The organism is Shewanella sp. ISS20 (assembly GCF_056522965.1).
In genome coordinates, this window is record NZ_JAWRZK010000001.1 from 1,877,069 (window position 1) to 1,901,984 (window position 24,916).

General features: G+C 45.9%; 24 protein-coding genes and 6 tRNA genes. 8 read left to right on the forward strand and 22 right to left on the reverse strand.

The features are described 5' to 3' along the window. Positions 1–9: 9 nt before the first annotated feature. The 9 genes from AC1HDP_RS08635 to hemA all read right to left on the reverse strand — a co-directional run bounded on the left by AC1HDP_RS08635 (position 10) and on the right by hemA (position 7,526). A complete protein-coding gene (locus tag AC1HDP_RS08635; RefSeq protein ID WP_479638439.1) occupies positions 10–249 on the reverse strand; it encodes a GNAT family N-acetyltransferase in 240 nt (79 codons plus the stop codon). A gap of 82 nt (positions 250–331) precedes the next feature. Then, positions 332–589, reverse strand: coding sequence for a DUF2164 domain-containing protein (locus tag AC1HDP_RS08640; RefSeq protein WP_479638440.1), 258 nt, complete (start codon positions 587–589; stop codon positions 332–334). A 65-nt stretch (positions 590–654) separates the two neighbouring features. Then, positions 655–1,503: a 3-deoxy-8-phosphooctulonate synthase gene (gene kdsA / locus AC1HDP_RS08645; RefSeq protein ID WP_140933407.1), complete on the reverse strand. Its 849-nt coding sequence runs from the start codon at positions 1,501–1,503 to the stop codon at positions 655–657. Positions 1,504–1,693: 190 nt separating this feature from the next. Beyond that, positions 1,694–2,950 carry a DUF819 family protein gene (locus AC1HDP_RS08650; RefSeq protein ID WP_479638441.1) on the reverse strand — a complete coding sequence of 419 codons (1,257 nt, stop codon included), beginning with the start codon at positions 2,948–2,950 and terminating at the stop codon, positions 1,694–1,696. A 55-nt stretch (positions 2,951–3,005) separates the two neighbouring features. Further along, on the reverse strand, positions 3,006–3,818 hold the full coding sequence (locus AC1HDP_RS08655) for a transglutaminase family protein (RefSeq protein WP_479638442.1): 813 nt from the start codon (positions 3,816–3,818) through the stop codon (positions 3,006–3,008). An 11-nt stretch (positions 3,819–3,829) separates the two neighbouring features. Continuing rightward, entirely contained in the window at positions 3,830–4,222 is a 393-nt protein-coding gene (locus AC1HDP_RS08660) for a SirB2 family protein (RefSeq protein ID WP_140933410.1), read from the reverse strand. A 90-nt stretch (positions 4,223–4,312) separates the two neighbouring features. Continuing rightward, positions 4,313–5,182, reverse strand: coding sequence for a peptide chain release factor N(5)-glutamine methyltransferase (gene prmC, locus AC1HDP_RS08665; RefSeq protein WP_479638443.1), 870 nt, complete (start codon positions 5,180–5,182; stop codon positions 4,313–4,315). Continuing rightward, complete coding sequence (gene prfA, locus AC1HDP_RS08670) at positions 5,169–6,260, reverse strand: peptide chain release factor 1 (protein WP_479638444.1); 1,092 nt, start codon at positions 6,258–6,260, stop codon at positions 5,169–5,171. Before prfA ends, prmC begins: the two co-directional genes overlap by 14 nt. A gap of 15 nt (positions 6,261–6,275) precedes the next feature. Continuing rightward, entirely contained in the window at positions 6,276–7,526 is a 1,251-nt protein-coding gene (hemA, locus tag AC1HDP_RS08675; RefSeq protein WP_479638445.1) for a glutamyl-tRNA reductase, read from the reverse strand. Positions 7,527–7,786: 260 nt separating this feature from the next. On the opposite strand from hemA, the gene lolB reads away from it, so the two are divergent. The 3 genes from lolB to AC1HDP_RS08690 all read left to right on the forward strand — a co-directional run bounded on the left by lolB (position 7,787) and on the right by AC1HDP_RS08690 (position 10,355). Further along, positions 7,787–8,416 carry a lipoprotein insertase outer membrane protein LolB gene (lolB, locus tag AC1HDP_RS08680; RefSeq protein ID WP_479638446.1) on the forward strand — a complete coding sequence of 210 codons (630 nt, stop codon included), beginning with the start codon at positions 7,787–7,789 and terminating at the stop codon, positions 8,414–8,416. A 67-nt stretch (positions 8,417–8,483) separates the two neighbouring features. Beyond that, complete coding sequence (ispE, locus tag AC1HDP_RS08685; protein WP_479638447.1) at positions 8,484–9,341, forward strand: 4-(cytidine 5'-diphospho)-2-C-methyl-D-erythritol kinase; 858 nt, start codon at positions 8,484–8,486, stop codon at positions 9,339–9,341. Between the two features lie 66 nt (positions 9,342–9,407). Then, positions 9,408–10,355, forward strand: coding sequence for a ribose-phosphate pyrophosphokinase (locus tag AC1HDP_RS08690; protein WP_140933415.1), 948 nt, complete (start codon positions 9,408–9,410; stop codon positions 10,353–10,355). A gap of 73 nt (positions 10,356–10,428) precedes the next feature. On the opposite strand, the gene AC1HDP_RS08695 is transcribed toward AC1HDP_RS08690, so the two are convergent. The 11 genes from AC1HDP_RS08695 to AC1HDP_RS08745 form a co-directional block, all read right to left on the reverse strand. After that, on the reverse strand, positions 10,429–11,034 hold the full coding sequence (locus tag AC1HDP_RS08695) for a glutathione S-transferase family protein (protein WP_479639862.1): 606 nt from the start codon (positions 11,032–11,034) through the stop codon (positions 10,429–10,431). A gap of 215 nt (positions 11,035–11,249) precedes the next feature. Beyond that, entirely contained in the window at positions 11,250–12,107 is an 858-nt protein-coding gene (gene pdxY / locus AC1HDP_RS08700; protein WP_479638448.1) for a pyridoxal kinase PdxY, read from the reverse strand. 190 nt (positions 12,108–12,297) lie between these two features. Next, positions 12,298–12,372 (reverse strand) — tRNA-Gln (locus tag AC1HDP_RS08705). A gap of 42 nt (positions 12,373–12,414) precedes the next feature. After that, positions 12,415–12,491, reverse strand: a tRNA-Met gene (locus AC1HDP_RS08710). 1 nt (position 12,492) lies between these two features. Continuing rightward, positions 12,493–12,567, reverse strand: a tRNA-Gln gene (locus AC1HDP_RS08715). A 23-nt stretch (positions 12,568–12,590) separates the two neighbouring features. Further along, positions 12,591–12,665: transfer RNA gene (locus AC1HDP_RS08720), tRNA-Gln, on the reverse strand. 31 nt (positions 12,666–12,696) lie between these two features. Continuing rightward, positions 12,697–12,781, reverse strand: a tRNA-Leu gene (locus tag AC1HDP_RS08725). A 31-nt stretch (positions 12,782–12,812) separates the two neighbouring features. After that, positions 12,813–12,889 (reverse strand) — tRNA-Met (locus tag AC1HDP_RS08730). 203 nt (positions 12,890–13,092) lie between these two features. Then, complete coding sequence (gene ychF / locus AC1HDP_RS08735; protein ID WP_140933418.1) at positions 13,093–14,184, reverse strand: redox-regulated ATPase YchF; 1,092 nt, start codon at positions 14,182–14,184, stop codon at positions 13,093–13,095. 71 nt (positions 14,185–14,255) lie between these two features. After that, positions 14,256–14,843: an aminoacyl-tRNA hydrolase gene (gene pth, locus AC1HDP_RS08740; RefSeq protein ID WP_479638449.1), complete on the reverse strand. Its 588-nt coding sequence runs from the start codon at positions 14,841–14,843 to the stop codon at positions 14,256–14,258. 102 nt (positions 14,844–14,945) lie between these two features. Further along, positions 14,946–16,133 (reverse strand): FAD-dependent oxidoreductase, encoded by a 1,188-nt coding sequence (locus AC1HDP_RS08745; RefSeq protein WP_479638450.1) that lies wholly within the window; start codon positions 16,131–16,133, stop codon positions 14,946–14,948. A 436-nt stretch (positions 16,134–16,569) separates the two neighbouring features. On the opposite strand from AC1HDP_RS08745, the gene miaB reads away from it, so the two are divergent. From miaB to lnt, 5 genes are all read left to right on the forward strand, one after another. After that, entirely contained in the window at positions 16,570–17,994 is a 1,425-nt protein-coding gene (gene miaB, locus AC1HDP_RS08750; protein WP_479638451.1) for a tRNA (N6-isopentenyl adenosine(37)-C2)-methylthiotransferase MiaB, read from the forward strand. 183 nt (positions 17,995–18,177) lie between these two features. Next, positions 18,178–19,212 carry a PhoH family protein gene (locus tag AC1HDP_RS08755; RefSeq protein ID WP_479638452.1) on the forward strand — a complete coding sequence of 345 codons (1,035 nt, stop codon included), beginning with the start codon at positions 18,178–18,180 and terminating at the stop codon, positions 19,210–19,212. Continuing rightward, positions 19,202–19,666 (forward strand): rRNA maturation RNase YbeY, encoded by a 465-nt coding sequence (ybeY, locus tag AC1HDP_RS08760; protein ID WP_479638453.1) that lies wholly within the window; start codon positions 19,202–19,204, stop codon positions 19,664–19,666. Before AC1HDP_RS08755 ends, ybeY begins: the two co-directional genes overlap by 11 nt. Before the next feature lie 34 nt (positions 19,667–19,700). Further along, entirely contained in the window at positions 19,701–20,576 is an 876-nt protein-coding gene (gene corC / locus AC1HDP_RS08765) for a CNNM family magnesium/cobalt transport protein CorC (protein ID WP_140933424.1), read from the forward strand. Between the two features lie 3 nt (positions 20,577–20,579). Beyond that, entirely contained in the window at positions 20,580–22,166 is a 1,587-nt protein-coding gene (lnt, locus tag AC1HDP_RS08770) for an apolipoprotein N-acyltransferase (protein WP_479638454.1), read from the forward strand. An 83-nt stretch (positions 22,167–22,249) separates the two neighbouring features. On the opposite strand, the gene AC1HDP_RS08775 is transcribed toward lnt, so the two are convergent. Next, on the reverse strand, positions 22,250–23,443 hold the full coding sequence (locus tag AC1HDP_RS08775; protein WP_479638455.1) for a pyridoxal phosphate-dependent aminotransferase: 1,194 nt from the start codon (positions 23,441–23,443) through the stop codon (positions 22,250–22,252). A 171-nt stretch (positions 23,444–23,614) separates the two neighbouring features. Continuing rightward, positions 23,615–24,871 carry an EAL domain-containing response regulator gene (locus AC1HDP_RS08780; protein WP_479638456.1) on the reverse strand — a complete coding sequence of 419 codons (1,257 nt, stop codon included), beginning with the start codon at positions 24,869–24,871 and terminating at the stop codon, positions 23,615–23,617. Positions 24,872–24,916: the final 45 nt, after the last annotated feature.

A 24,916-nucleotide genomic window follows, 5' to 3' on the forward strand; every position in this document is an offset into this window, starting at 1 on the left:
GCACAGCTATTATTTCAAAAACTTCTGCACGTACCAGCAGCTAGCTTCTATCTCATAACCTTCTTGCTTAGCCCAAGTAAGCCCAGTGCGCACTAGCTTCTCGGCTATGCCTTGACCGCGCAGCGCTTCTGGCACAAAGGTGCGACTAAAATTAATTGTCTTGCCTTGCTGCTGATAATCCAGAACCGCTTCAATGCCTTGCTGATCCCACACAAACCTCTGTTTATCAATTAAATGCTCAACTGTCATGTTCAACCTCTGTGATTCATCCTGTTAAAAGCTATATACACTGGCATGCAAAAACCACAGCGCCTAAAAGTGCAAATCAGCCTTAGCCCAGCTTCATTTGCTGCGCATCCACGGCTTCTTCAATATCATCTAAGCAGCTTAATAGGGTTGAATGCATTAACACACGCGCATCTTGCAAGCCTTGATTGTACCAATGGGCGCTCGCCTTTTCGGTAATAAAATCCAGCAAGAACTCGGCCTCAAACTGACCAATATCTTGATTAAGCTCATCTTCTATATAGGTTTGCAAGCTTGCTACTAACGCTTGCTTAACTTTACTCTCTAATGGTGTGATAGCCATAATTTCTCGCATATTTGAAACAAAAACGCCCGGAAATCCGGGCGTTTAATGAATAAAAGCTGTTATTACTTACTAGTATCAATCGGTGCAAATGATTTCACTAAATCATCAACGGCCTTCATTTGCGTCAAATAGGCTTCTAATTGATGTAAAGGCAAGGCGCATGGGCCATCACACTTAGCATTGTCTGGATCAGGATGCGCTTCAATGAATAATCCCGCTAAGCCTAAGGCCATACCGCTACGGGCAAGTTCTGTGGCCTGGGCGCGGCGACCGCCGGCAGAATCTTCACGTCCACCAGGGCGCTGCAGAGCGTGGGTAGCATCAAAAATTACTGGGTAGCCAGTGTTCTTCATGTCATCCATACCTAACATATCGACGACTAAATTGTTGTAACCAAAGCTGCTACCGCGCTCACACAGCATGATTTCATCATTGCCGGCTTCATTAAACTTCTTAATGATGTGACGCATTTCGTGGGGGGCTAAAAACTGCGGTTTTTTCACATTGATGACAGCGCCAGTTTGAGCCATAGCCACTACTAAATCCGTTTGACGAGCTAAGAAGGCTGGTAACTGGATAACATCCACCACTTCAGCAACTGGTGCACACTGATACACTTCATGCACGTCGGTGATGATTGGCAGATTAAAGGTACGTTTGATTTCTTCAAAAATCTTTAAGCCTTCTTCCATGCCAGGGCCACGGTAAGAATTGATTGATGAACGGTTAGCCTTATCAAATGAGGCCTTAAATACATAAGGAATACCGAGTTTGCTGGTCACTTCGGCATAATGTTCAGCAATTTTCATCGCTAAATCTCGTGACTCAAGCACGTTCATGCCACCAAACAGCACGAATGGTTTATCGTTGGCCACTTCAATGGCTCCGAGTTGGATGGTTTTCTGGATCATCACAAGGTCTCTCTTATTCGCCGACACCGCCTTGGTATCGAGCCTCTTAGGTAAGGCTGGATTATAACCTCAATTACGCCTAAGCGGCAGTGACTAAGCCCGCGTTAGTGGATTCACTTAACTCTAAGTAATAAAAAGCCCATCAAGTATGGGCTTATTTAATATCACTTAAAGCGCAGCGGCATGAGCACTATTGCACGAATAATTGCATTATCTGGCCACTGAACCAAGCCATATAAGTTCCAAGCGCATAGCCAAGCACGGCCAGTAATACCCCAACCGGAGCTAAAGCCGGATGGAACGCCGCCGCCACTACAGGCGCAGACGCCGCGCCGCCAATATTGGCCTGACTGCCTACCGCCACATAAAAGAGTGGCGCTTTAATGAGTTTGGCCACCACTAACATTAAGCCGCCATGCACTAACATCCAGATAACCCCAATCATAAAGTAAATCGGCGTATCTAAAATCCGTGTCACGTCCATATGTAAGCCTATGGTTGCCACCAAGATATACAGATAAGCAGAGGCCACTTTAGAAGCGCCTGCCGCCTCTAAGTGGCGCGCCGGCGTAAATGACATAGCTAAGCCTATGGTAGTCACTATCACTACTACCCAGAAAAACTTAGAGGTTAAACTGTATTGCTCGGTCCAAGGGTAATGCTCAGTAAAAAATGGCCCCAACAAATCCGCCGCAAAATGCGAAAACCCAGTAACCCCAAAGCCTACCGCCACTATCAGCATTAAATCTGTAAGGTTTGGAATGCGGGAATTCTCAGCCTGATATTTCTCAACGTTGCGCTGCAAGGCCTCAATAGCGCGGGTATCAGCGCCAGTACGCGCATCAATTTCCTTAGCGCGCGAGGCTAAATAGAGCAACACGGCCATCCAGATGTTGGCGACTATCACATCTACTGTCACCATCACTGAGAAAATTTCACCGCCCACATCATAGACTTCCTTCATGGCGGCTTGATTGGCACTGCCACCAATCCAACTGCCTGCCAGAGTCGTCATGCCGCGCCATACCGACTCAGGGCCCATATTCGCTGTGAGACTAGGATCAAAATATGACATCACCAGCAAGGCAATCGGCCCGCCTATGACTATCCCTAAGGTGCCGGTTAGAAACATTATGATAGCTTTAGGGCCAAGGCCAATAATGGCTTTTAAATCAACACTTAAAATAAGCAGCACTAAACAGGCAGGCAGTAAGTAACGCGAGGCCACAAAGTAGAGCGATGAACTATCACCATCAACAATACCAAAGGTATTGAGCAATGACGGTAAGAAATAACATAAGAGTAACGCGGGGATAAACGAATAGAATTTGCGCCAAAATGGATGGGGGCTGGCATTGGTATAAAACACCGCGCCTAAAATCACCGCTAATATGCCAAGGGTTACGGCATCATTGGTGATCAAGGCGCTTTGCGTCGCGACTTGCATGGTTAACTCTCCCTAGTTTTTATAATAATTATTACTGGGAGCTAAACTTAACCAATCAGTGATAGACCTCGGGTTTATCCACTAAATCTTTAAGTTGCAGCTTAACCAGTTCAATCACAGGATCATGCGGACTATGTTCAATAAAGTGCGTCAGATCCGCCGCGGCTAAACTGATACATCCCAGTTGCTGAGCAATAAAAGCTCGTTCGCGGTTTAAATGCGCGTCGTCAGGATGCCACTGCAATAATAAATTGCAACATTCCAATGCCGCTTCAAACTTCCCCTGCAAAATACAGCCTGCTTTCAATTCATGCAACATCCGCGTTAACAATCGCTTAACTGTTACCGCTTTAAGATAACTAGGTTTCAGCGGCGCCGCATTGCCAAGTTCACCGCGCACTATGGCGTGCATAAAGTGTTTATCCACAAATTGACCGGTTAACGGGTCGATATAGTGAATTTGCTGATTATGGCGCCATTGCACTAGGCTGTGGCCTGGCAGCAATACCACTTCTAACGGCAAATCTAACTGCTTAGCGAGCAAGAGTAATAAGCAAGATAAGGTCGTGCTATTGCCCTGACGACTAAGCAAACAGGTGGCCAAGTCAGCCGCTTGCACGCCGTAATAATCTTCGCGCACGCTAAAGCCTAAATCTTGATAGAACCACTTAAGTAAGGCCGTAAAACGTTGTTCTTGATCTACTAAGTAATGGCTTAGTACCGCGCCTGCCAGTTCAAACCACGCCTGCTGCGCACTATCGCCTTGGGTTAGGCCTAAGTGAATAGACAACTCCAATGGCGTTTCCGGTAAAGAGATTGAACTCAAGGCATCTTCTGCCTCGAGTAAAGAGTCATTAACTACAGACATATTGCTCACTGTTACACTAATACTGTGGTTTTTAATACCGCTAACTTAGCAGCAAACATCAACCAACCAATCGCCCCTAAAAAGGCAAAGATTTTAAACACCCGATTGCGGTTGGACTTAATTGCCATATAAGCCAGTAAGATATAAGCCGCGACTGCCATTAACTTTTCAGTTAACCATGGGGCTTCAAGAGGATATTGTTTGATCATAAAACACAAGATGACCCCAGATAGGAGCAAGAAGGTATCAATCACATGGGGGGCAATTTTGAAAAATTTCTTATCAAGCTGCTTTGAGTCTGCCATATGCAAACCAAAACGAACCACAAAAAATAATACGCTGAGTGCAATCAATAAAAGATGTAAGTGCTTGGTTGCTGGATATAAATCGTAGAAGGCTTGCATAGAGTCCCTGTGGCAAAAAATTCAAGGGCGTTAGTGTACCGTAAAGCCAGCACTAGGCCAAACCGTATCCCCAACGCCAGTGCTACAAGATCAATCGCAATTAACCCACTGAGCCAAGGTGCAGCGCTCATTGTCGCCGTAGTCCTTAATAGTGCGCACCGCTTGATAGCCTAAATCTTCAAGCTGCTGGCGCAAGATTGCGCCTTGCTCAAAGCCGTGTTCCATCAACAGGTAACCGTCATTAAGCAGATATTGCCGACTTAAGTCAGCGATATGAAACAAGTCACGATAACCGTTATCCGGCGCGGTTAGGGCGCTTAATGGCTCAAAACGCACATCGCCTTGATTAAGATGATGATCTTCTTCATCTATATAAGGCGGGTTGGAAACGATTAGATCAAAGTGCTGGCCGCTAATGCCACTAAACCAATCACTCTGACAAATGACCACTTGGTTTAAGCCAAGCATTTGCTGGTTTTCGCGCGCTAACGCCACTGCGGCTTCCACTTTATCGACCGCACTCACCTGCCACTGCGGCTGCTCATGGGCCAAGCTTAAGGCAATAGCACCTGTGCCAGTGCCTAAATCAAGCACCTTAGCATTGGCTGGCAAAGCTAACGCCAGAGCGGTTTCCACTAACACTTCAGTATCCGGGCGCGGGATCAAAGTTGTCGCATTGACTTTAAATGGCAGCGAGAAAAATTCACGCTCACCAATTAAATGGGCAATGGGATGGCCTTGCAGGCGCAATTCAAGCAGCAACTGGAACTTAAGCGCTTCGCTACTCGTTAGGCTTTTATCGCCCCAAGTAAACAAATAGGTACGGTTTTTAGCCAGCACAAATTGCAGTAAAATTTCGCTATCTAACGCCGCACTGTCGCTACTATCGCTTAAAAGCAAACAAGCCCTCCGAAGGGCTTGTTGAATGGTTTCAATCACTTGCATTCTAGTTCTGGTCATCCGCCAACGCAGCTAACAAGTCAGCTTGATGCTCTTGCATCAAAGGTTCAATCAAGGTGTCTAACGCCCCTTCCATCACTTCAGTTAAGCGATACAAGGTTAAGTTGATACGATGATCACTCACTCGCCCTTGTGGGAAGTTATAAGTACGAATCCGCTCAGAGCGATCGCCACTGGCTACCAGTGAACGACGAGTTGATTCTTCAGCACTACGGCGCTTCTCATCTTCTGCCGCTTGCAGACGTGCAGCCAGTACACTCATGGCCTGAGCACGGTTTTTATGCTGCGAGCGCTGATCTTGACACTCAACAATAGTACCGGTTGGGATATGCGTAATACGAATCGCCGAATCGGTTTTGTTAACGTGCTGACCACCCGCGCCTGATGCACGGAAAGTATCAACTTTTAAATCAGCAGAGTTAATTTGAATCGCTTCTGCTTCTGGAACTTCAGGCATAACTACCACAGTACAGGCTGAGGTATGAACGCGACCTTGAGATTCAGTTTCAGGTACGCGCTGCACACGATGGCCGCCCGATTCAAACTTAAGTTTGCCGTAAACTGACTCGCCACTAAATTTAGCAATCACTTCTTTAAAGCCACCATGTTCCCCTTCATTGAGGTTCATGATTTCTACTTGCCAGCGATTGGCTTCTGCGTAACGGCTATACATACGGAATAAGTCACCGGCGAAAATCGCCGCTTCATCACCACCGGCGCCAGCACGAATTTCCACGAAGGCGCTGCGATCATCATTAGGATCTTTTGGCAGCAACAGAATTTGTAATTCATCTTCCAAGCTGATTAAGGTCGCTTTCGCTTCTTTAATCTCGTCTTCGGCCATTTCTTTAATTTCAGGATCGTCTTCAGCCAACATTTCTTTAGCTGTGTCTAAGTCGGCCTGAGCTTGCTGATACGCCTTAAAGCCGGTCACGACATCTTCTAATTGGGCATATTCGCGGGATAAACCACGAAATCTGTCTTGATCGCTAATAACGCTTGCATCACTAAGCAGCGCCAGCACTTCTTCGTGGCGCTCGAGCAAGCCTTCAAGCTTGCGAATGACGGAATCTTTCATTGAATAATTTAAACCTTACTCTTTATCCAGCCCAAGCGCGGAACGAAGTTGCGCCAGAGTATTAACATCCCCTGCACGACTGGCCGAGGTTAAGGCCTGAGTCGGTGCATGGATTAAACGGTTAGTGAGCTTATTGGCCAGTTCCAACAGCACTTGTTCGCTGTTAGCCCCCTGTGCCAGTTTATTGATGGCACGCTCTAATAATTCATCTTTAACCGCTAAACTCTGCTGCCGATATTGGCGAATACTGTCCACTGAACTCAGTGAACGGATCCAATCCATAAACAGATGCGCCTGTTCTTCGGCTATCACTTCCGCTTGCTCTGCGGCCTCTTTACGTGAGGCCATATTCTGTTCGATGATGCTTTGCAGGTCGTCAACCGTATAGAGGAAGGCATCGTCAAGATCGGCCACTTCTGCCTCTATATCACGGGGAACGGCAATGTCCACCAGCAGCATTGGCTGATGACGTCGCTGCTTCAGCGCTTTTTCTACCATGCCTTTACCTAAGATAGGTAGAGGACTTGCGGTAGAGGATATCACGATATCGGCTTTAGGTAGATAGTCTGGGATCTGTGTCAAGGTAATTGCCGTGGCATTAAACTCTTCACACATGGCTTGAGCGCGCTCAATCGTGCGATTTGCCACCACCATTGAACTAACACCATTATCTTTTAAGTGACGCGCCACTAGCTCTATGGTTTCACCCGCACCAATCAGCAGCACTTTAGTGTGCGCTAATGATGAGAAGATATGCTTTGCCATACTCACGGCCGCAAAAGCTACCGACACAGCATTGGCACCAATATCAGTTTCTGTTCTGACCTTTTTTGCCACTGAAAAGGTGGTTTGAAATAATCTATCTAAGGTCAAAGCCACAGTGCCGGCTTCTTTAGCCTTAGCAAATGATTGTTTAACTTGACCTAAAATTTGCGGCTCGCCCAAAATCAGCGAATCCAGCCCAGAGGAGACTCGCATTAAATGGCGCGCAACTTGCTGACCCTTTAACTGATAAACGCATGGCATCAAGTCGTCATGGCTTAGGCCATGGTATTGCTCTAACCAATGGATGACATCAGCGGACTCGGCCGCATTGCAATACAATTCAGTTCGATTACAGGTGGAGATAATTACGGCTTCACCGGATTGACTGCGACTTGCGAGACTCTTCATGGCGTCATGAATGATCTCTGGACCAAATGCCACCTTCTCACGTAAATCTACCGTGGCCGTTTTATGGTTAATCCCTATTGCTACTAGGCTCATCTGACTATTTTCAGGCTCTTAGGCGTCATTATCATTAGGCTATTCTACTGAATCGAGGCAATTAAAAACAGAATATGCGTAACAAAACCGAATAAAGGTCTAACTTCTTAATCAAAAATCCAATTAGCACCCAGAAGTCATCGACAATCATTAACCTTTGTATCAAGGCGGTTTTAACAAAAATCCCTTATCGGTATTGGTATTCTGTGACTGGCGTCAGTATCATAAGAACATATCTTGGCTAATGGCGGACAAAGATTTTGAAATTGCTCACAAAAATGCAGCTGTTGTTGCTGTTTTTACTGATTAGCTTAAGTGGCTGTAGCCTGTCGCCACCGCCAAGTTTGCAGCCTGTGTCGGTATCGAGCGCCGCCGAGGCTTATGCTTGGCAACTCAATGGCAACATTTTAGTACGTACCCCTGATGATAAGGTTAGCAGTACCCTCTATTGGCTTGAGCAACCGCAATTAACCGATATTCAGCTTATTAGCCCCATAGGCACAAGTTTATTGGCGTTAACTATCACTCCCAAAGTTGCAAGTTTAACCACTAACGGTGAAACCTATGAAGGCACTAATGGGGAAGAGTTATTGCAAGCCTTAACCGGCTGGGCACTGCCTATTGGCCAAATGCCGCTGTGGATCACCGGGCAAGTCACAGATGATATACAAGTGATTAGCCGTGATGAACAAGGGCGCATAGCGCAAGCTAAAACCACAGGCGCACAGGCCTGGACCATAAATTATCAGCAGTGGCAGCAACAAGGTGGCAGCGAAGTCCCACGCTTAATCCTGCTGCAAAGTGACTCGATACAAGTTAAAATTCAAATCAATCGCTGGCAACCTCTAGCCCCTAGCAGCGCTACTTTGACGACCAACAAACGGTATTAAGAATTAACGGCTGATGGGATGTAATCAATCGAAATTAGCAGCCGCAAGTTAGCCCAAGGAATACATAATGACACTAAGCGCGCCCTCAATGCGCTGGCCAGCACCGGCTAAACTTAATCTTTTTTTGCATATTAATCATCAACGTGCCGATGGTTACCATGAACTGCAAACCTTGTTCCAATTTATCGACTTTTGTGATTATCTAACCATCACGCCCCATGACAATGATGAAGTCACCTTAGCCTCAGAATTAAATCAGGTTGTCGCAGATAGCGATAACTTAATTCTCAAAGCAGCAAAATCATTGAAATTAGCTACAGGTTATCGCGGCGGCGCCCATATTGAATTAGAAAAAAACATCCCTATGGGCGGCGGCTTAGGCGGCGGTTCATCGGATGCAGCTACCACTTTAGTGGCGCTCAATGCCTTATGGCAGACGGGGTTATCTAAGGCGCAACTCGCTGCCATTGGCTTAAGTCTTGGCGCGGATGTTCCTGTTTTTATTAATGGTTATGCCGCATTTGCCGAAGGCGTAGGTGAGCATTTACAAGCAGTGTCCCCCACTGAAGCTTGGTACCTAGTTATCGCGCCCGATGTCCATGTGTCGACAGCCGCAGTGTTTCAAGATCCACAACTTGTGCGTAACACCCCAAAAATGACATTAGCAAGCTTGATGTCATCACCATGGCGTAATGACTGTGAGATGCTAGTCTCAAGGCAGCAGCCTCAAGTTGCCAATGCCTTAGGCTGGCTGTTAGAATATGCGCCGTCAAGAATGACCGGAACGGGCGCATGCGTGTTTGGGTCATTCGAGCAGCGACAAGCGGCTAAAGCGGCGTTGGCTAACCTGCCAAGTCACTGGCGCGGTTTTGTTGCTCAAGGAAAAAATATTTCGCCGTTAGAGCAAATGCTAGATTCGCTCTAATCCATGTACCTAAAGTGATGTTCACTTTAGTCACGACATATTAAGCAAACGCCTGAGGTTCTTACAGTGCCCGACATCAAGCTCTTTGCTGGGAATGCCACCCCCAGTCTCGCGAAAAAGATTGCCGATCGTTTATTTTGCAAACTTGGAGACGCCGTGGTGGGCCGTTTCAGCGATGGTGAAATCAGTGTTCAAATCAACGAGAACGTACGTGGAGCGGATGTTTTCATCATCCAATCAACTTGCGCTCCAACCAATGACAACCTGATGGAGCTGATCGTCATGGTCGATGCTCTGCGCCGAGCTTCGGCCGGTCGTATCACAGCCGTGATCCCTTACTTTGGTTACGCACGTCAAGACCGTCGTGTACGCAGTGCACGTGTTCCTATTACCGCTAAAGTTGTTGCTGACTTCTTATCGAGCGTGGGTGTTGATAGAGTATTAACTTGTGATTTGCACGCTGAGCAAATTCAAGGCTTCTTCGATGTTCCTGTTGATAACGTGTTTGGCAGCCCAGTATTACTGGAAGACATGCTGAGCCGTAAATTGGATAACCCAGTCGTAGTATCTCCTGACATCGGTGGTGTAGTTCGTGCGCGAGCTATTGCTAAATTGCTCGATGATTCTGACTTGGCCATTATCGACAAGCGTCGCCCTCAAGCGAACGTTGCCCAAGTTATGCACATTATTGGTGATGTCCAAGGCCGTGATTGTATTATCGTAGATGACATGATCGACACAGGCGGCACTCTGTGTAAAGCAGCTGAAGCATTAAAGCAGCATGGCGCTAATCGTGTATTTGCTTATGCAACTCACCCGGTTTTCTCTGGCAAAGCCGCTGAGAACATTGCAAATTCAGTAATTGATGAAGTGATCATCACTGACACTGTGCCATTATCTGAAGAAATGCAGAAATTGCCTAATGTGACTCAGTTGACCATGTCAGCTTTATTAGCAGAAGCTATTCGCCGCGTGAGCAACGAAGAATCTATCTCTGCGATGTTTCGTCATTAATTCGCAAAGATAATCAAAACGCACCCTAGGGTGCGTTTTTTATGGCTGAAATTCTAATATTAGCCCCTACGCTTTAATCATTACTCGGCATAGGATAAAAACCGCCAAGAGATGATATCTGCTGACACCAGCGCTGAATATGTGGGTATAGGCTTAAATCAAAACCACCTTGATGCGCCACATGGGTATAGGCAAATAGAGTGAGGTCAGCAAGACTCGGATCATCCCCCACTAAATAAGCGGTTTTAGCAAGCTGCGCGTCCATAATCGCTAGCGCCTTATTGCCACCTGCGTGTAAGCTAATGAACTCAGCACGGCGCGCTGGTGGTAACCCCTGATAATGCTTAATGAATCGTGCCACCGCAATATAAGGCTCATGGCTGTACTGCTCAAAGAACATCCACTCGAACATCTTAGCTTTAGCAAACCTATCAGTTGGGATCCAAGCGCTATCTGCGGCCAAAAACAACAAGATGGCATTAGACTCACAGAGCACGCGTTTATCAGCTAACACTAATGCCGGAATTTTCCCGTTAGGGTTAATGGCTAAATAATTTGGCGTATGCGTCTGCCCGGCCAATACATTCACAGCTTGCCATTGATGCTCAATTGCTAACAGTTGCAAGATAAGTTTTACCTTGTAACAGTTTCCAGAAGCCAAATCGCCATACACTAACATTATCTGCTCCAAGTGCTTGTCCTTGTTATCAGACTAGCACCCAAGCTTCTGGCAAAATAGTCTTTCGTTAGCCCAAAATAAAAAACGCTGCAGCGGCAGCGTTTATTTATTGATCATCGAGCATGTTAAACCATGGCACATAGCTCATCGCGGTTCATCACTAAAACTCATCGCGATAGTTCATAGCAATAGTGCATGGCAATAGTTAGTCCGCCTTAGCAAGCCACTGCGCGATAAATCACATCAGGCTCAGCAATTTGTTCTTGGCTGGCAATCAATTGCAACTCATAGGATTGAGTCTCAAAGGTCTGCTTTAACACACTATCAACCGCAGCATTAGTGCGCTCAAAGGCGGTCACGGCATCAAAACCACGCAATAAGTTACTCAGCATCAAGCCACTCAGTAAATCACCTACGCCCACAGGTTGGCGCTCAAACTCATACAGAGGGCGTGAAATAATAAAATCACCCTGCTCACAGCTTAATAGCATTTGGAACTCATTACTGCTGCCTGCGCGGCTTAAGTGTTTCACTAGGACTAACTTAATGCCAGTATCCAATAATTGCTTAGTCGCAGCTTTAACGCCATTAAGATCGTTAATGCTATGACCTGCCAAGGTTTCTAATTCTAATAAGTTGGGGGCTATCATGTCAGCGCAAGCTAACGCTCGTTGCTTAAAGAATTCCATCACCCCTGGCGCTACTATGCAGCCTTTTTCAGGATGACCCATGACAGGATCGCAAAAATAGAGGGCATACGGATTTGCCGCTTTAATCTTAGCCACAGCCGCTAAAATCTCTTCACCTTGCTCGGCGCTACCAAGATAGCCACTTAGTAAGGCATCACATTGGCTCAAAGCATCAATATTAGCAAGTCCAGTCACAAGTTCGGTAATTTGCCCTGCTGGCATTACCATTCCCTTAAAACCTTGTTGATATTGTGTATGGTTAGAAAACTGGACAGTATTAATCGGCCACACTTCCATGCCGTTACGACGCATAGGAAACACAGCGCTGCTATTGCCGGCACAACCAAATACCACATGAGATTGAATGGATAAGATCCGCTTCATGGACAAAACCTTATTGTAAATAGATGAGATTGCAACGAACAACTCAAGTGTAGGATTGAATTATACCCGAATACACGATTAGCAATAGTAATCACTATCGCATTATTGGCCTTGATGGCTGAGTTCTGGATTAATATTTATTTATTCTAGATAGCAAAAAGCCCATCTATTAAGACGGGCTTTTTAAATTTGGCTGGGGTACAAGGATTCGAACCTTGGAATGCCGAGATCAAAACCCGGTGCCTTACCGCTTGGCGATACCCCAATAAATTGTTCAAGACGATTAAGCAATCAACTTGATAAAAGATGGTGGCTATGGCGGGATTTGAACCTGCGACCCCAGCATTATGAGTGCTGTGCTCTAACCAACTGAGCTACATAGCCTTGGCTGGGGTACAAGGATTCGAACCTTGGAATGCCGAGATCAAAACCCGGTGCCTTACCGCTTGGCGATACCCCAATCATTGGAAATAAGAGGAAAATTGGCTGGGGTACAAGGATTCGAACCTTGGAATGCCGAGATCAAAACCCGGTGCCTTACCGCTTGGCGATACCCCAACTGTTTGTTGCTCATCTAACTTAACTTAAATGGTACGGGAAGAGAGACTTGAACTCTCACACCTTGCGGCACCAGAACCTAAATCTGGCGTGTCTACCAATTTCACCATTCCCGCTCAACAATCTCTTTTTTACATCTGGAGAAGATGGTGGCTATAGCGGGACTTGAACCTGCGACCCCAGCATTATGAGTGCTGTGCTCTAACCAGCTGAGCTACATAGCCATCTTATTTTCCGCGTCCCCTTCATCAGGGAACGGGGCGTATTATGCTTATTCGACCCAAGGAGGTCAACCGCTTTTTTACGAATAATATCGTCAAATGCATCGTTTGCTCATTCCACCAGCAAACTGAACATTAGATGGCCAAAAAAAAGAGGAAAACTATGTTTTCCTCTTAAATTCACTTAATTGCAAATGTTTGCTTGATTAAACATTGAACAGGAAATGCATTACGTCGCCATCTTTAACGATATAAGTTTTACCTTCCACTCGCAATTTACCGGCTTCTTTACAGCCAGACTCGCCTTTGAACTCTAAAAAGTCGTTATACGCCATTACTTGAGCACGAATAAAGCCGCGTTCAAAGTCAGTGTGAATAACACCAGCCGCTTGTGGCGCAGAAGCACCTACTGGCACAGTCCAAGCGCGCACTTCTTTTACACCCGCGGTAAAGTAAGTTTGCAGATCCAGTAATGAGTAGCCACCGCGGATGACGCGATCAAGACCTGGCTCTTCTAAGCCTAAGTCAGCCATAAACTCATCACGCTCTTCAGCATCCATTTCCGCCAGTTCAGATTCAATCGCTGCACATACTGGTACTACAACCGCATTCTCAGCGGCAGCAATGGCCATAACTACGTCTAAATGCGGGTTATTTTCAAAACCGTCTTCAGATACGTTAGCAATGTACATAGTTGGCTTAATGGTCAGCAGGTTCAAATAAGCAACGGCTTCCAACTCTTCTTTTTCCAGCGGTAATGAACGCAGCATTTTGCCTTCATCTAATACTGGACGCAGTTTCTCAAGCACTTCAACTTCGAACTTAGCATCTTTGTCACCGCTCTTAGCGCGTTTTTGCTGGCGAGTAATCGCACGCTCAACACTGTCTAAGTCGGCTAAGGCCAATTCGGTGTTAATGACTTCGATATCGCTGGCAGGATCAATCTTGTTAGCCACGTGAATAATGTTGTCGTTATCAAAACAACGAACCACATGACCAATAGCGTCAGTTTCACGAATGTTGGCTAAGAATTTATTACCTAAGCCTTCACCTTTAGAAGCGCCAGCCACTAAACCTGCAATGTCCACAAATTCCATAGTGGTAGGCAGAATACGCTCAGGTTTAACAATGGCCGCTAACGCATCTAAGCGTGGATCCGGCACTGGCACTACGCCGGTATTAGGCTCAATGGTACAGAAAGGAAAGTTTGCTGCTTCAATCCCAGCCTTTGTCAGTGCGTTAAACAGCGTAGACTTACCTACGTTTGGCAAACCAACGATGCCACATTTAAAACCCATATCGATACCTTTTTATTGACGTAACAACCCAAACTAAAGCAGCTTGAGTTCAAATTTCATGGTGGCTAGTACTAGACGGCTTTGAATGAATGCAGTCTATGTTGCGCCTTAACCATATCTTCTTTAAATCCAATTTCAGTGGAGCGTACGGCTTCATCAATCGCGGCCAAGATTTTTTCTTGATCGTCACTCGATGCTTTATTCAGTACATAAGCTGCCACTTTGTTTTTATCGCCAGGATGACCAATGCCAATCCGTAAGCGATAAAAATTATTATTGTTGGCCATCTTAGCCACTATATCTTTGAGGCCATTATGACCACCGTGACCACCACCTATCTTAAATTTGGCCACGCCCGGAGGCATGTCTAATTCATCGTGGGCCACTAGTATCTCTTCTGGCTCAATTCGAAAAAAATTAGCCAGCGCGGACACAGACTTACCGCTTAAGTTCATGTAAGTCGATGGGATCAACAAACGAACCTCGCGACCAAACAACATGACTCTTGCTGTCATTCCAAAATATTTAGGGTCTGGCACTAAACTTACATTCGCCATGCGAGCTAATTCTTGGACATACCAAGCGCCAGCGTTATGGCGAGTTTGCGCATATTCTGCGCCAGGGTTGGCTAAGCCAACAATCAATTTTATCTGATCCATACCGCTACTATTACTCTATCCGGCATGCCATCTGGCCGCCACTCAGACACAAAGCCCAGTATTCTACCACTGCTAACACTGCTCAACAAATTTACAATTAGCTTAGACTAAGCCCAGCGCATATTTGAGCACCCAATCTTTCAGTGGCCCTGACTTATCAGCAATGCGCAGCGCCGCATTGCGCAGTAATTTAAGCGGTAAGATTCGATTACTAAAGCCAGCATAAAAGGCGTCCATTGTGGTCATCATTAATAAATTGTCGCGATAACGTAAGCTCTGATAATCACTCAGTAGTTTAGTGCTGGCAACATCATGGCCAGCTTGCTGCGCTTTAGCTATCACTTCAATTAACGCCGCCACATCTTTAAAGCCTAAATTCACCCCTTGGCCAGCCAGCGGATTAATAGTGTGGGCAGCATCGCCTAGGATCACTACATTGTCTTGGTAATAACAACTGGCGTGACGGCGCGTTAACGGGAAACTGCCCTTGGCTTCAATCTCAAAATCAGTAGCAAGGCGCGCAGGGAAATGGGTTTGAATCGCGCTTTTTAGCGCCGCATTATTCATCTGCATTAATTGCGCGATGCGCTGCGGTGTATCATACCAAACTAGCGAAGCATGCTTATCTGGCAACGGCAGTAATGAGCGCGGGCCATCAGGCGTAAATTGCTGCCAAGTAATAGCAGGCAAGTCCTCTGTGGTCGCGATATTAATCAGCATGGCACTTTGACTATAATCCCAACCACTGACACCTATGCCCGCCCATTGGCGCACATGCGAATTAGCACCATCACAACCCACTAACAAGCGGCAATCAATACTGGTGCCATCATCGAGTAGCACAGTAACCCCATTATCATGGCGCTGATATTTAGCCACGGCCGCAGGGCAATACAGATTAAGGTTGGGATAATTAGCCATTTGTTGCCAAATACCTAATTGAACCACACGGTTCTCAAGGATATAGCCTAACTGTTCAAGCTTAACTTGGCTGGCACTAAAGCGCGTGGCAGCACCTTCCATTTCCCAAGTTTCTAGCCCAGTGTAAGCCACATGGCGCATCGCTAAAATGGCATCCATAGCGCCTAATGATTGCAGTAACCGCACTGATGCCATGCTAATGGCGGATACGCGCACATCTAAGGGTTGGCTTGGGTCATAATCTTCTTGGCGACGATTTTCCACCAGCGCCACAGATAGGCCAAGTTTTGCCAAGCCGACAGCCGTCGCGGCGCCCACCATTCCACCACCTATGATGCAGACATCAGTTTGCGCTCGTTGTTGTGTCACCTTGTGCTTCCTTATTGATTGAACATTGCATAGCTACAATAGTTAGAACTGTTGGCCGAGTCGAATAACCAAAGATGGCTTAAAAGCGCGAGTATGCTTGCACAGAACGCTGGCGCTTTATCATCACTCAGACCTTTTTGATGAACAATTTTACGCAATTATCATTAGTAGGATTATGCCTTAAATCACAGCGCGACTAAATCGGCGGATACCAGACGTGGATTCTGACCCTTTACTCAATAATAAATGTGGCGCAACCCATGCGTTCAGGATTATTTCCGCTATGATGGCGCATCAAATGCAGCGCCTTAATCCCTAGTAATTGCAAGCCTATTAAGAGATATTGCTTAAAGTTAGTCCGACCACTGGAAAGCTTGGGTGCGAGGGGGTAAAATGCTGCGCTATTTTTCCGTGGTTCGAAGAGCGAAATTAACTGATGAGTAAAAAACTCCATATCAAAACCTGGGGCTGTCAAATGAATGAGTATGACTCATCCAAAATGGCAGACTTGCTGGGTGAAGCTCAGGGATACACTCTGACAGAAACAGCCGAAGAGGCTGACATCCTGCTGCTGAACACCTGCTCAATTCGTGAGAAAGCGCAGGAAAAGGTGTTTCATCAGCTCGGCCGCTGGAAGACCCTGAAAGATAAAAACCCAAACCTAATCATAGGTGTGGGTGGTTGTGTTGCCTCCCAAGAAGGCAAAGCCATTAAAGATCGCGCCCATTGCGTTGATATTATTTTTGGCCCGCAAACGCTGCACCGCTTGCCAGAAATGATTGAGCAAGTGCGTCGTGGTGATAAAGCGGTTATCGATGTCAGCTTCCCTGAGATTGAAAAGTTTGACCGTTTACCTGAGCCGCGCGCTGATGGCCCAAGCGCCTTCGTATCTATTATGGAAGGCTGCAGTAAGTACTGTTCATTCTGCGTGGTGCCTTATACCCGCGGTGAAGAAGTGAGCCGTCCGCTTGATGATATTATCCTTGAGATTGCCCAGTTAGCTGAGCAAGGCGTGCGTGAAGTCAATTTACTTGGCCAAAACGTGAACGCCTATCGCGGCGCGACTCATGATGATGAAATCTGTAGCTTCGCTGAATTACTGCGCTTTGTGGCAGCGATTGATGGCATTGATAGAATTCGTTTTACCACCAGCCATCCTATCGAGTTCACTCAAGATATTATTGACGTGTACACAGATACGCCTGAGCTTGTAAGCTTCTTGCACCTGCCAGTGCAATCAGGTTCAGATCGCATTCTGACCCTGATGAAACGTAACCATATGGCGATTGAATACAAATCAATTATTCGCCGTTTACGTGTCGCGCGCCCAGATATCAACATCAGCTCTGACTTCATTATTGGTTTCCCTGGTGAAACTAAAGAAGACTTCGCTGATACCATGAAGCTGATTGAAGAAGTGAACTTCGATCATAGCTTTAGCTTTATCTACTCAGCGCGCCCTGGCACGCCAGCGGCTGATCTGCCTGATGATGTTAGCTTGGAAGAAAAGAAACAGCGTTTAGCTATCTTACAAGACCGCATTACTCAGCAAGCCCTGCGTTATAGCCGTCATATGTTAGGCACAGTGCAGCGCATCTTAGTTGAAGGTCCATCAGTGAAAAACCCGATGGAACTGCGTGGCCGTACTGAAAACAGTCGCGTAGTAAACTTTGAAGCCGATATGAAGCATATCGGTAGCTTTGTGGATGTTGAGATTGTTGATGTGCTAACTAACTCACTTCGCGGTAAATTTATCCGCGGTGAAGATGAAATGGACTTACGTCGTGAATTGCGCCCAGCCGATATTTTATCGCAGCGTAAACAAGATGATGCTTTAGGTGTAACCACATATAAGCCTTAGTTGCTAAGAGCATTAGCGCCGCGCGCCATCTAGCGTGCGGCCATAAGATAAGCTCTAGAATAAGGCGGCTTAGGTCGCCTTTTTTCATACCTAATTGCGGTAAGTTAGGTTATATTCATCCCTTATTATCACCGCAGATATCTCTATATACCTTCTGGGTAAAACTGAATTCGGAGTGTTTATTTGTCTGGTAAAATGACTACGCTCAATCTTTATCTTGAGCCTGCTGAAACTCGTCGTTTGGCTTCTTTGTGTGGTCCGTTTGATGACAACATCAAGCAACTTGAGCGCCGCATCGGGGTAAAAATTAGCTACCGCAACAACCATTTCCAGATTGTCGGTTTACCGAGAAACTGCCTAACTGCCAATAACTTGCTGCGTGATTTATATGTCGAGACTCAAACAGTTAAAGGCAGCACCCCAGATTTAGAGCCAGATACTGTGCATTTAGCCATTCAACAAGCAGTATCGATTGAGGCTGCGAGTGAATCTGATGACAAGCATCTACATATCAAAACCAAGCGGGGCGTCATTAAGCCGCGTAATCCGAATCAAGGCCAATATGTTGCCAATATAGTGACCCATGACATTACCTTTGGTATTGGTCCTGCGGGCACAGGCAAAACCTATTTAGCCGTCGCGGCCGCCGTTGACGCCTTAGAGCGCCAAGAGATTCGCCGCATTATTCTAACGCGCCCAGCGGTTGAAGCCGGTGAAAAACTAGGTTTTTTACCTGGGGATTTAAGTCAGAAAGTCGACCCGTATTTACGCCCGCTGTATGACGCCTTGTTTGAAATGTTAGGCTTTGAAAAGGTTGAAAAACTGATAGAGCGCAGCGTCATTGAAGTCGCGCCTTTAGCCTATATGCGCGGTCGCACCTTAAACGATGCCTTTATCATTCTTGATGAAAGCCAAAACACCACCATAGAACAAATGAAGATGTTCTTAACTCGAATAGGCTTTAATTCTCGAGCGGTGATCACTGGCGACATTACTCAGATAGATTTACCTAAGCATCAAAAATCAGGGTTGCGTCATGCCATTGAAGTGCTTAATAGCGTCAATGAAATTAGTTTTAATTTCTTCCAATCCCATGACGTAGTTCGCCATCCCGTCGTGGCGCGTATCGTTGATGCTTATGAAGCGTATGAGCAAAAAACCGCGAAAGCGGGCCACGATAATCAGCACCAATTACAGGACACTCATCATGAGTCTTGAGTTATTTATCGATTTACAAATTGCCACAGATAACAACCAGCTACCGTCTGAATCTGATTTTGAATTATGGGTTCGTGCCGCATTGGGCAACACCATGACGGAAGCAGAACTCACCATTCGTATTGTCGATGAAGCAGAAAGCCAAAGCTTAAATCACGATTATCGCGGTAAAGATAAACCGACCAATGTGTTATCTTTCCCATTTGAAGCGCCGCCAGGAATTGAATTACCCCTGCTTGGCGATCTTGTTATTTGTGCTAAGGTAGTCGAAAATGAAGCGTTAACCCAAAATAAAGCCTTACAGGCTCATTGGGCGCACATGGTTATCCATGGATGCTTGCATTTACTTGGCTATGATCATATTAATGATGAAGAAGCCGAAGAAATGGAATTACTTGAAATCGAGTTGATCCAATCTCTTGGTTACCCAGACCCTTACAAGGAGCAAAACTGAACTCAGCCGTTGGCTTAAGAGTTTAAGAAATACTATGAGTGATGATATCCCACCGAGTACCAGCGCCCACAAAAAAAGTTGGCTTGATAGAGTAAGTCAGATTTTTCAGGGCGAACCCCAGAATCGCGATGATCTGGTGGACGTGATCCATGATGCCGAGCAGCGTGATTTGATCACAGAAGATACCCGCGAAATGATTAAAGGCGTATTGGAAGTTTCTGACTTACGAGTACGCGACATTATGATCCCACGGGCGCAAATCGTCGCCGTCCAGATCAATAACAGTGTCGAAGAATTATTGTCTACCGTCATAGGTTCAGCGCATTCTCGCTTCCCTGTGGTTAATGAAGATAAAGATCATATCGAAGGAATTTTGCTCGCCAAAGACCTCATTCGTTATGGCTTTAATTTAGAAGCCGATTTCAGCTTAGACAAGGTCATTCGACCTGCAGTCGTTGTTCCAGAAAGCAAACGCGTAGATGTGTTACTTAAAGAATTTCGCTCACAACGTTACCATATGGCCATAGTGGTCGATGAATATGGCGGCGTATCGGGTCTAGTGACCATTGAAGATATTCTGGAAGAAATTGTCGGTGAAATTGAAGACGAATTTGACCATGACAGCAGTGAAGATACTGAAATTCGTAAAATCAGTCCTAAAGTGTTTATGGTTAAAGCCCTAACCCCAATCGATGATTTCAATGAACACTTCAACACTCACTTTAGTGATGAAGAGTTTGATACCGTTGGCGGCTTAGTGTCACATGCTTTTGGTCACTTACCTGAACGTAACGAAAAAATCACCATAGATGGCATTGAGTTTAAAATCGTCAACGCTGATACCCGCCGTCTTATTCAGTTACGAGTATCTTGGCCAGAATCCGAAGATAATCAAACAGTTGAAAATTAATTCGTGCATAAAACTCTGCAAACTTTTTTGATGGCAATTTGCCATAATGCAGGTCTACGACTGGCGATCGGCTATTTAGCCGGCGCCAGTACAGCCCTCGCCTTCGCCCCCTACAGTCTTTGGGTCATTTATCCACTCGCTATCACTGTTGGTATGTGGCAATCACGCCACTTAACGACCAAGCAAACTTTCTATTACTGGTGGGCCTTTGGCTTTGGCGCCTTTAGCGTCGGCATCAGCTGGGTGCATGTCAGCATGGCGCAATTTGGCGGTATGCCGTTAATTGCCTCTATCGGCCTAATGGCGCTGCTAGCTCTCTATCTGGCGATTTATCCCGCGCTCTCTGGCGCCCTTGCCCGCTATTTAAGCCCGCATTCTCTCACTTGGCGCTATTTAGCCTTATTCCCCGCGCTGTGGGTATTAACTGAATGGGCCCGGGGCTGGGTGCTGACAGGATTCCCGTGGCTATGGGCAGGTTATTCGCAAGTTGATGGACCGCTGCGCCCAGTCGCAGCCGACATTGGCACCTTAGGCTTAAGTTACCTAGTGATTATAATCGCGGCCGCACTCATGCTTGTCACTGCCCGCCGTTATCGCTTAGCTAGCGCCGCACTAGTCATAGTCGCTATCACGCCGCTCGCCACGCAGTTGCAACCTAAGCTGACACCGCAAGACAAAGCCGTGAATGTCGTATTAGTTCAAGGTAATATCGCCCAAAGCATGAAATGGCAGCCTGAAGCCCTGTGGCCGACACTGCTTAAATACATGGATTTATCTCGACCAGAACTCGATGCTGATATTGTTATTTGGCCAGAAGCTGCCATTCCAGCGCCTGAATACATGGTGCAATCGTTTTTAGATAATGCCAATCAAGTCGCTAACTTAAATGATGCTGCCATCATTACCGGCATTATCAGCAATCATAACGATGACTTTTATAATTCGTTAATAGTGCTAGGCAATCATAATAACAAGCAACAAGCGCAAGCGGATTATGTGGGTGGCGGCATCAATGAATACCGTAAGCATCAACTACTACCTATTGGAGAATTTGTTCCACTAGAGTCGCTGTTAAGACCGCTGGCACCGTTTTTCAATCTACCAATGTCATCGTTTGCTCGCGGTGATTACCAGCAAACTAACCTATCGGCGCTCGGTTATCATATTGAGCCTGCTATTTGTTATGAAATCGTCTTCCCTGAGCTGCTGCGTGCCAACTTCAATGAGCACACCGACATGCTACTGACCGTATCTAACGATGCCTGGTTTGGTGATTCCAATGGACCACTGCAGCATTTTGATATTGCTAGAATGCGCTCGGTAGAATTAGGCAGGCCGTTAGTGCGCGCTACCAACAACGGCGTCACAGCTGTGGTGGATGCCAAAGGCAATGTAGTTGATAAGTTGCCGCAATTTGAAACTGGCGTACTTAGGGTGGCCGTGCCATTAGTGACCGGCCAGACTTTATTTAGTTATGTGGGTGAGAAACCCATACTAGGGTTAAGCAGCTTATTAGTGTTGTTTGGTTTTATCTTAGGTTGGCGTCAGCGCCGAGTGCATAACGCTAAGCTCAATCATAGCGAACCATAAACAACGCTAGCCGAAACAACCAACAAAAAAGCCAGAGTCATCATACTCTGGCTTTTTTATTTAAAGCGGGTTCAAGCTCAGCATTACACCCAGCCTTGCTGCCTAAATTGAATTAAGGTGCGACAAAATTTTTCCATTTGCTCTGGCGTCCCTAAGGTTAAGCGGTTCCAACCAATAGTATGATTAAACTTACGCCCTACTAAAATGCCAGCAGCCTTCATGCGCTGCTGATATAAATCAGTGTCACCATTCACCTGATGAAACATAAAGTTAGCATTGCAATCAAGGTGCTTAAGCCCTAGGGCATCTAAGGTTTGGGTCACTAACGCTAATGCGCGCGCTTGCGAAGCAAGGCTTAATGCCAACCAAGTTTTATCGCTAAGCGCCGCCGTTGCTGCCACGCAGCCCGCTAAGTTAGCATTATCTATGCTGGCTTGACGTGTCATCGCCACTATCATCTGCGGATGAGCTACGCCATAACCAACCCGTAGTCCAGCTAAGCCATAAATTTTAGAAAAGGTGCGTGTTACCACTAAATACGGATTTTCTGCCTTTACCGCGCCTATAGCTGATACAAAGGTCTTGGGATTGGCATATTCGCCATAAGCTTCATCGACAATAAATTGCAGCTTTACCGATGCTTGAGCTAACCAAGCTTGCAGCGGATCAGTTGCCATCAATAAACTGGTGGGGTTATTGGGGTTACATAAGTAGATGATAGAGCAGCCATTAAAAGAGTCGACCTGCGCTTGCATAGCCACTAAATCAATCTGTAACTCTGAGTTAAGTGGCACAGCAACCACTTTTACACCGCGGGCACTGGCATAATCAGCCACTACGCCATAACTTGGATCTGGCATCACTAATTGAATCTCAGTGACCTTAGCGCCCGCATTATCAATGGCATTAGTCACCATGGCATCCACTGCCATTTTAAGCACTTCTGACGAGCCATTGCCGTAAATCAGCTGCTCGGCGGTAACGCCATGGTATTGAGCTAACGCCACCATAAACTCAGCCTTTGGCGCATCTGGATATAAAAATGCTTGTGGCAATTGCTGGCTTAATGCCCGCATGCTGCTTGGTGGAACACCTAAAGCGTTCTCATTGAAATTAAGCAATAAAGGCGCAGCACTGGCCGATGCTTTAGTTGCATGACTCACAGACTGACAACCCGTTAATGCCAATACGCACGCCGCGCCGCCTGCGCCTAATAATTCCCGTCTTGATAATTCCACGCCTTCACCTATGTGAATAATTATTCTTTTTATTATCATATTCAATCAACCAAGCTTTACTATCGACACCCCTAAAAAGTGTGAAGTAGGTCAACAACGAGCTGTTTCATCAGACATTTTTATAGCAACAACAAAAAAGCATGCCTCACGACATGCTTTAGATTGCACAATAAGTGAATAGAAAATCGACTTAGGTCATATAGTTTGCCATTAACTGCCTTGGGCTAATTTGGCAAATTGCTTTTGCCAAGTCACATGCCAGCTTATTAAGCTGGAAAGTGAGCGCGGCTTACTGATTAAGAAGCCTTGAATAAGCATTTCATCGTAATGACCAAATAAATAAGTTAACTCTTCAACCTGCTCAATGCCTTCGGCCACTAAATTCACATCCATTTGCGAGGCGATTTCAATCAAAGAGTGCACCACAGCCTGACAAAATACGTCCCTATGGATGTTAATGATCAATGATCTATCAATTTTAATTTCACTGTAAGGCAAGTGCCTTAACTGATTAATATTAGTAAAACCGGTACCAAAATCATCTAAGGACACGCCAAAACCGCGCATACGTAAGCGATTTAAGGTTTCAAGTTGATGAGTACTGCGCAGGGCATTATCTTCGGTAATTTCAAGCACTAGTTGTTCAGGGCTCACGCCATTACTTGAAAACATTAACTGTAACTCATCCACTAACGCCAAGTTCTCTAGTTGTGGGGGCGCTAAATTGATGCACAGATGTACTGAGTCACCAAACTGTTTCTTTAACTTAGGTAAATCCGCAATCGCTTTTTTTATCATTATGTTAGTCATAACATCTAATAAATTAAGCGATACCGCCAAAGGTAAGAAACGATTTGGAGTTACGGCATCGGTTTCGCCTTGAAGCCTAATTCGAATCAGCGCCTCAACCGAGCTCACCTCGTGAGTTTTCATATTCACTTTTGGCTGGTAATAAGCCTCGATTCGCTCATCAGCGATAGCTGCGCGCAGTTGCTGCTCACTTAATAAATCAAGAGAATGATGCTGATTGGCGAGTAAGCTATCAGCCTTTAATAACAAACCATGGAGATCTGCAGGTTGCAAAGGTTTAGCTATGCAGCCAATCAGGCGCAGTCTATATCCTTTAGCGATATCGGCCGCCAGATGCACAATTCGTTTTTCCATTTCCGAGATTATGCCAACCGTACCTTGATAACCGATTTCACCTAACCCCCGTAGCACCGCCATGCCATCTATGTTCGGCATATTTAAATCCGTCAAAATTAAGCTATAACGCTTAGGGTTGCGGGCAATAATAGACAACGCTTTGGCGGGATTGTCAGTCACAGTAGTTTGAAAATCACCAAAGGTGGAGAGGATATTTTTTACGATAAGCAAAATCGCTTTAGAATCATCAATCACTAACACGTGATCAATGTGGGGATATTTTTCGCTAGCAGATGAAAAATATGGGGTTAAATTGTCCATGAAACATCTCACTTTCATCACACATCCGTGTCGTCCATCAAGTGT